The 6,888-nt window shown below is 35.3% G+C and carries 5 protein-coding genes and 3 tRNA genes; 1 reads left to right on the top strand and 7 read right to left on the bottom strand.

What is annotated here, in order from left to right; genetic code table 11:
* The 7 genes from ACGH47_RS04095 to recA form a co-directional block, all read right to left on the bottom strand.
* Window positions 1-71, bottom strand: a tRNA-Arg gene (locus ACGH47_RS04095).
* A gap of 21 nt (window positions 72-92) precedes the next feature.
* Window positions 93-169 (bottom strand) — tRNA-Arg (locus tag ACGH47_RS04090).
* A gap of 20 nt (window positions 170-189) precedes the next feature.
* Window positions 190-282: transfer RNA gene (locus ACGH47_RS04085), tRNA-Ser, on the bottom strand.
* Between the two features lie 129 nt (window positions 283-411).
* Window positions 412-612: a carbon storage regulator CsrA gene (gene csrA, locus ACGH47_RS04080; RefSeq protein ID WP_065559044.1), complete on the bottom strand. Its 201-nt coding sequence runs from the start codon at window positions 610-612 to the stop codon at window positions 412-414.
* A 135-nt stretch (window positions 613-747) separates the two neighbouring features.
* Window positions 748-3,381: an alanine--tRNA ligase gene (gene alaS / locus ACGH47_RS04075; RefSeq protein WP_267377866.1), complete on the bottom strand. Its 2,634-nt coding sequence runs from the start codon at window positions 3,379-3,381 to the stop codon at window positions 748-750.
* 206 nt (window positions 3,382-3,587) lie between these two features.
* Window positions 3,588-4,088 (bottom strand): regulatory protein RecX, encoded by a 501-nt coding sequence (locus ACGH47_RS04070; protein WP_267377868.1) that lies wholly within the window; start codon window positions 4,086-4,088, stop codon window positions 3,588-3,590.
* A complete protein-coding gene (gene recA, locus ACGH47_RS04065; RefSeq protein WP_267351741.1) occupies window positions 4,088-5,128 on the bottom strand; it encodes a recombinase RecA in 1,041 nt (346 codons plus the stop codon). The genes ACGH47_RS04070 and recA overlap by 1 nt, the downstream gene beginning before the upstream one ends.
* A gap of 500 nt (window positions 5,129-5,628) precedes the next feature.
* Between recA and ACGH47_RS04060 the strand changes: the two genes are divergently transcribed.
* Window positions 5,629-6,879, top strand: a complete 1,251-nt coding sequence (locus ACGH47_RS04060) for a PqiA/YebS family transporter subunit (protein ID WP_411622823.1) — start codon at window positions 5,629-5,631, stop codon at window positions 6,877-6,879.
* Window positions 6,880-6,888 lie beyond the last annotated feature (9 nt).

Below are 6,888 nucleotides of genomic sequence, written 5' to 3'. Positions count from 1 at the left end.
ATCCGAAGGGATTCGAACCCCTGACCGCCCGGTTCGTAGCCGGGTACTCTATCCAGCTGAGCTACGGATGCATATTTTGAATTTTGTTAAAATGGTGCATCCGAAGGGATTCGAACCCCTGACCGCCCGGTTCGTAGCCGGGTACTCTATCCAGCTGAGCTACGGATGCATATTTTAAATTTTTAAAAATGGCGGTGAGAGAGGGATTCGAACCCTCGATGCAGCTTTTGACCGCATACTCCCTTAGCAGGGGAGCGCCTTCAGCCTCTCGGCCATCTCACCAAAACAACCATGATTTTATCTGAACAACAAAATCATTATGTGTGGCGCACATATTACGGTTTACAAAAAATAAGTCAAACATTTTTTTGCTTACGCGTTCTAGTTGTTTAATTCGTGCCCAAAATATTGCTATTCTTTAGGCTCAGAAACCTCATCAGCCTTGTTTTGTGCTTGATGGATTCTGTTATAGATTTCTTCACGATGAATAGAAACTTCTTTAGGTGCATTAATACCAATTCTGACCTGATTGCCTTTCACGCCCAAAATGGTAATAACAACATCGTCACCAATAATTAGTGTTTCACCTACTCTCCGAGTTAAAATTAACATTCGATCTCCTACTCTCAGTTATTTATATATCCAAACTGTTATAAAAAGTAGCTTCGTTAGTCCATCAATAAACACAATAATGGATTTAAAAGACAAACTCTGTTGGCTTGTTTTAAGTCAATCGAATCTATCTCACTAACTAGCTTGTAATTTATTACTGATTTCCTTTTTCACAGAAGATAACGCTCCTGGTAACGCTGAAAGATCCATTCCACCTGCTTGGGCGAAATCAGGCCGCCCACCACCTTTACCACCTACCATTAATGCTAATTGAGATACTAATTCGCCAGCTTTAACAATATTAATTAAATCATTTGTTACACCAGCAGCTAAATTAATTTTGTCACCATTAACAGCAGCAAGAACAATTACTCCAGACTTCAATTGATTTTTAAGATCATCAATCATTGTGCGTAATTGTTTCGCTTCGACATTATCAAGTTTAGCGATTAGCAAATTTTTATTACCAATGTTTTCACATTGATTGAGCAGTTGTGCACTTTGTTGGCTAGCTTTTTGTGCATTTAATTGCTCTATGGTTTTCTCTAACTGTTTAGTTTGTTCAAGCAATTGCTCAATACGAACTAAAACTGTAGATTTGTCGCTTTTTACCAATTGTTCAATTTGCGTTAACAAATTGGATTCATGGTGTATGTACTCCATTGCATTTTGCCCTGTTGTAGCTTCAATACGACGAACACCAGAAGCAATGCTGGATTCTGAGGTAATTTTAAATAGACCTATATCACCAGTTCGATCAACATGCGTACCTCCGCACAATTCAATCGAAAAATCTCCCATTGTTAGCACTCTAACAATGTCTTCGTATTTCTCACCAAATAATGCCATAGCGCCTCTATTTTTAGCTTCATCTATTGGCATTAACTCAATATCGACAGGTAAGTTACGACGTATTTGTTGATTCACCAGATTTTCAATTTCAGTAATTTGCTCTGCTGTTATGGCTTGATTATGTGAAAAGTCAAAACGCAGATAGCTATCATTGACTAATGAACCTTTTTGATGAACATGATTGCCTAAAATTTGTTGCAGTGCAGCTTGCAATAAATGTGTAGCAGAGTGATTACGACGAATGCGTTCACGTAGCTCAACATCAATCGCTGCAGTAACATTATCACCAACTTTTAGGGATCCTTTTACGATCTGCCCTAAATGACCAATACTTTTACCATATTTCTGACTATCAAAAACGGTGTATTCAAGGTTAGCATTGGTTAAGACACCTTTATCGCCAATTTGACCACCAGACTCACCATAGAAAGGGGTTTTATCTAATATCACAATAGCGTCTTCACCGGCATGAATACTGTCAACTTTTTGGCCATTTTTAAAAATCGCTATAACTTTTGCGGAAGATTCTGTTGCTTGATAACCTAAAAATTCAGTTACCTCATCAAGTTTAATCACATTGCTATAATCAACACTAAATGAACTTGATTCACGCGCGCGTTTTCGTTGCTCTTCCATACAGTTATTAAAACCGACTTCATCAATCGTGATATTTTTTTCACGGCAGACATCAGCCGTTAAGTCTAATGGGAAACCGTAAGTATCATAAAGCTTAAAGGCAATATCACCCGGTAAAACATGACCTGTAATTTTTGCTAATTCTTGATCAAGTAAGAATAAACCACGTTCTAATGTTTTTAAGAATTGTTCTTCTTCTAGTCTCAGGGTATTTTCAACATGTTCACGATTATTATTTAATTCTACTGCGGCATTTTCCATTACGTTAATTAATGGTTTTACCAGTTTATAGAAGAATATTCCTTTTGCGCCAAGCATATGACCATGTCGTACTGCTCGTCGGATGATTCGACGTAATACATAGCCACGACCTTCATTGGAAGGCATCACACCATCTGAAATTAAAAACGCACAAGATCGAATATGATCGGCAATAACTCGCAAAGATTTATTTTCTAAATCTTTAGTTTGAATAATTTCAGCTGCATCTTTAATTAACTGTTTAAATAAATCAATATCGTAATTAGAGTTAACATGTTGCAGTACGGCAGCAATACGTTCAAGTCCCATACCTGTATCAACAGAAGGTTTAGGTAAAGGCTCCATGGTACCGTCGGCATGGCGATTAAACTGCATAAAGACGATATTCCAAATTTCAATGAAACGGTCACCATCTTCTTCAGGGCTACCTGGCGGTCCACCCCATAAATGATCACCATGATCATAAAAAATTTCGGTACACGGTCCACAAGGGCCGGTATCACCCATTTGCCAAAAGTTATCAGATGCATAAGGCGCACCTTTATTATCGCCAATTCGTATAATACGTTCTTTTGGAATACCGATATCTTTTTCCCAAATAGCATAAGCTTCGTCATCTGTTTCATAAACAGTCACAGTAAGCTTATCTTTTGGAAGATTAAACCATTCTTTACTGGTTAATAATTCCCATGCAAAATGAATTGCATCACGTTTGAAGTAATCACCAAAACTAAAATTACCTAGCATTTCAAAGAAAGTATGATGTCTAGCTGTGTAGCCAACATTATCAAGATCGTTATGTTTACCGCCAGCGCGTACGCAACGTTGTGCTGTTGTTGCTCGACTATAAGGACGTTTATCTATACCAAGAAATACATCTTTAAATTGATTCATTCCAGCATTAGTGAATAGTAATGTTGGATCATTATGTGGAACAAGGGAACTACTTGCTACGATTTCGTGTCCTTTGCTATTGAAAAAGTCAAGAAAATTTTGACGAATTTCTGCAGTGCTTTTCATTTAGGCTTCCATATAAAAATGATAGATATTTAAATATAGTAATATACCCGTTACAACTAAAGTTGAATAGTAGATGTTCTTTATACTGCAGTGAATCTAGCTAATATTACAAGTAAATAAGGAAAAAATAAAATGACCTAGTGAGCTTTATTCGTAAAGGGTATCGTTCAAACTTCGATTGAATACATTTTAGATATTTTACCAGTTTAAGTCAACAAACTGTACACATTTTTTACATCATCTTGTGTATAACCTCGGGTTGTTAAGAATTGTATGTTTTTGTACCACAAAGGTTTATTTTTGGGATCAATTTGTTTAAATTTTTTAATTAATTGTTGGTGAGCAATTTCAGACCAATTTATATCTGAATTATTCAGAATTTCACGGCTTAAGTCGGTTGGTAAACCTCGTTGCTTAAGTTCTAATGCAATTCGGTATTTACCATATCCTTTGTTAGCTCGCATAGTAATATATTTTTCAATATATTGGGCATCATTCATCCAATTTTGCTCAATACAATACTCAATAACATCATTAATTTCTGAGCTAAGTTGATGGTATTGTTCGTGATACTCTTCGTCCGAACTTTTGATTTTTTTGGCAAAAAATAGTGTTAGTTTTTGGTTTAATTTATAGGATGAATGGTCACGCTGTGCAAGTAATTGCACAGCTTTATTTAAGATAGATTTATTGAGTTTTTTGCTCATTACTCAAAACTTTCATCTTCTGGTGATGCGTCTTCATCAGAAAAAACCGCAGGACTATTTAATAATAGTTCTCGTAATTTAGTTTCAAGTTCATTGGCAATTTCGGGATGCTCTTGTAAAAATTTAATTGAATTCGCTTTTCCTTGACCCACTTTTTCGCCGTTATAGCTATACCATGCCCCCGCTTTATCAACTAATTTATGTTTGACACCTAAATCAATTAATTCACCATCTTTAGAAATACCACAACCATATAGTATTTGAAATTCAGCTTGTCTAAATGGCGCTGCGACTTTATTTTTAACAACTTTAACTCGTGTGTCACTACCAATCACATCTTCGCCTTCTTTTACTGCACCAGTACGACGGATATCTAAACGAACAGATGCGTAGAATTTAAGTGCATTACCACCAGTTGTGGTTTCTGGGTTACCAAACATCACACCAATTTTCATCCGAATTTGGTTAATAAATACGACTAAACAATTCGCATTTTTAATATTTGCAGTAAGTTTTCGCAGGGCTTGTGACATCAAACGAGCTTGTAACCCCATATGCGAATCACCCATTTCACCTTCAATTTCAGCTTTAGGTGTTAATGCTGCTACCGAGTCGACAATGATCACATCAACTGCGCCAGAACGAACTAATGCATCACAAATTTCAAGTGCTTGTTCACCGGTGTCGGGTTGTGAAACTAATAAGTCATCAACTTGTACGCCTAATTTAGCTGCATAAATTGGATCTAAGGCGTGTTCTGCATCAATAAATGCGCAAGTTTTACCTTCTTTTTGAGCCTGTGCAATAACCGATAATGTTAATGTGGTTTTACCTGATGATTCTGGTCCAAAAATTTCAACTATTCGCCCCATTGGTAAGCCACCAATGCCTAATGCAATATCAAGTCCTAAAGAACCAGTTGAGACGGCATCAACATCTAACGTTTGGGTATCCCCTAAACGCATAATAGAACCTTTACCAAATTGTTTTTCGATTTGACTTAATGCTGCTGAAAGTGCACGTTGTTTGTTTTCGTTCATATAATAAAATTCCACTGAGTTAGCATATTGGGTGGTATTATACTGTATTGTTATACAGTATCAAGTTTTTTTTGCTTTAAATAAAATAGATAATAACTGATACATAATAAAATGTTTTTTTTCATGATGTCGACTAAATTCATGCGCTAATTTAGACTTAAGTGAGGGACTAAAAATAGAGATAGTTTAGTTCAATTCGAGATAAGTGTTAGCCAGCAATACATTGGGACAAATAAAAACCAATGAACTTGTTTATCAAAAAAATAATTGAAAAAATAGAAAGTAAATAAGGTAAAAATTGGATATTACTTGCTCGTTTTTCCTGCAAAATGGTATTTGTTACTGTGAGTTTAATGCGATTAATAAGTCATATACGAATTAAGTTAATCTTATTGAAGTCAATTTTTTGTCGATCAAATTGTTTAAAGCTTTAGACTTAAATGTTATGCTAAACTTAACTTTTTTTACATATCTCATTAGCGCTTACATAAAGGGAAATAATGACCATTGATAAACAATGTAATGAATATGAATTGTGCCCAAATTGCGATTTGGTTGTAGAGCTATCTGATATTCTTTTAAAACATAAGGCGGTATGTCCTCGTTGTAATACCACCTTAGCTAAAAATAATGCAGATATGAAGTTTAAAGCGATGATCTACGCCATATGTGCATTGATAATGGTTATCGCAGCAAGTCATTTTATATTTATTGATATTCGTCTGGTCGGTAATTTTAATGGCGTGAGTGTTATTGATATACCTAAAACACTATTTGATGATAATTACAGTTATATTTCGGCGCTTTTTGTCGTGTTTGTATTGCTTTTTCCCGTTATTAATTTAGCAATTATTGCGCTACTTTGCTCTAAAATAGCGCTTTCAAAATATCGCAAAAGAGATCTGTTAGTTGTATACGAAAGATTTCAACACTGGTGCATGCCAGAAATATTTCTAACAGGGGTACTGGTTAGCTTTGTAAAATTGATGAGTTACGGTAATATCGGCGTAACCAGTTCTTTTTGGGCTTTTTGTTTATTCGCCTTTTTTTATATAAAAGCGTTAGTTATTTTTTCTCCGGATGCAATTTGGAATGAGATTAAAACAAATAATTTTGCTAAAGGCGAATTAAAAACAGGTAAAACGGCAATCAGTCAAAAATTAAAGTTATGTAGCTGTTGTCAGGCTATTGTTCCTTTTGAGTATGCTAAATGCCCTCGATGCAAACAGAAAAGTCAGATTCGAAACCGTAATAAAATACAATGGACGATTGCATTACTAACAACTTCATTACTAATTTATATTCCAGCAAATTTATATGGCATTATGATAACGGTTGTATTTGGTTCATCATCGACTTCAACCATTATGGATGGGGTCATCTATATGTGGCAAGCGGGTGATGTTCCTGTTGCGTTAATTATTTTTACAGCGAGTGTTGTTATTCCAATTTTGAAAATTATTTCACTTAGCTGGCTTTGTTATTTTGCCTTAGCGGTTAAGCGAAAAAATAAACAAAATTGTTTGAGAATGAAAAAATTATATAGTGCTGTCGAATTTATCGGTAAATGGTCAATGATTGATATCTTTGTGGTTTCTGTCGTGTGTTCATTAGTTAGAAATCAACAAATGATGGGGGTATATCCAGATATTGGTGTTGTATTTTTTGCCACCGTCGTAATTGTGACAATGATTGCATCGCAAAAATTTGATCCTCGATTAATTTGGGATCGTAGACCAATTAGAAATTAGCGTTATAGG

The organism is Gilliamella sp. CG16 (assembly GCF_046635785.1).
Taxonomy (GTDB): Bacteria; Pseudomonadota; Gammaproteobacteria; order Enterobacterales; family Orbaceae; genus Gilliamella; species Gilliamella apicola_I.
The sequence above is the reverse complement of the archived record's forward strand: the minus strand, read 5'-3'. Positions and strand labels throughout refer to the sequence as shown.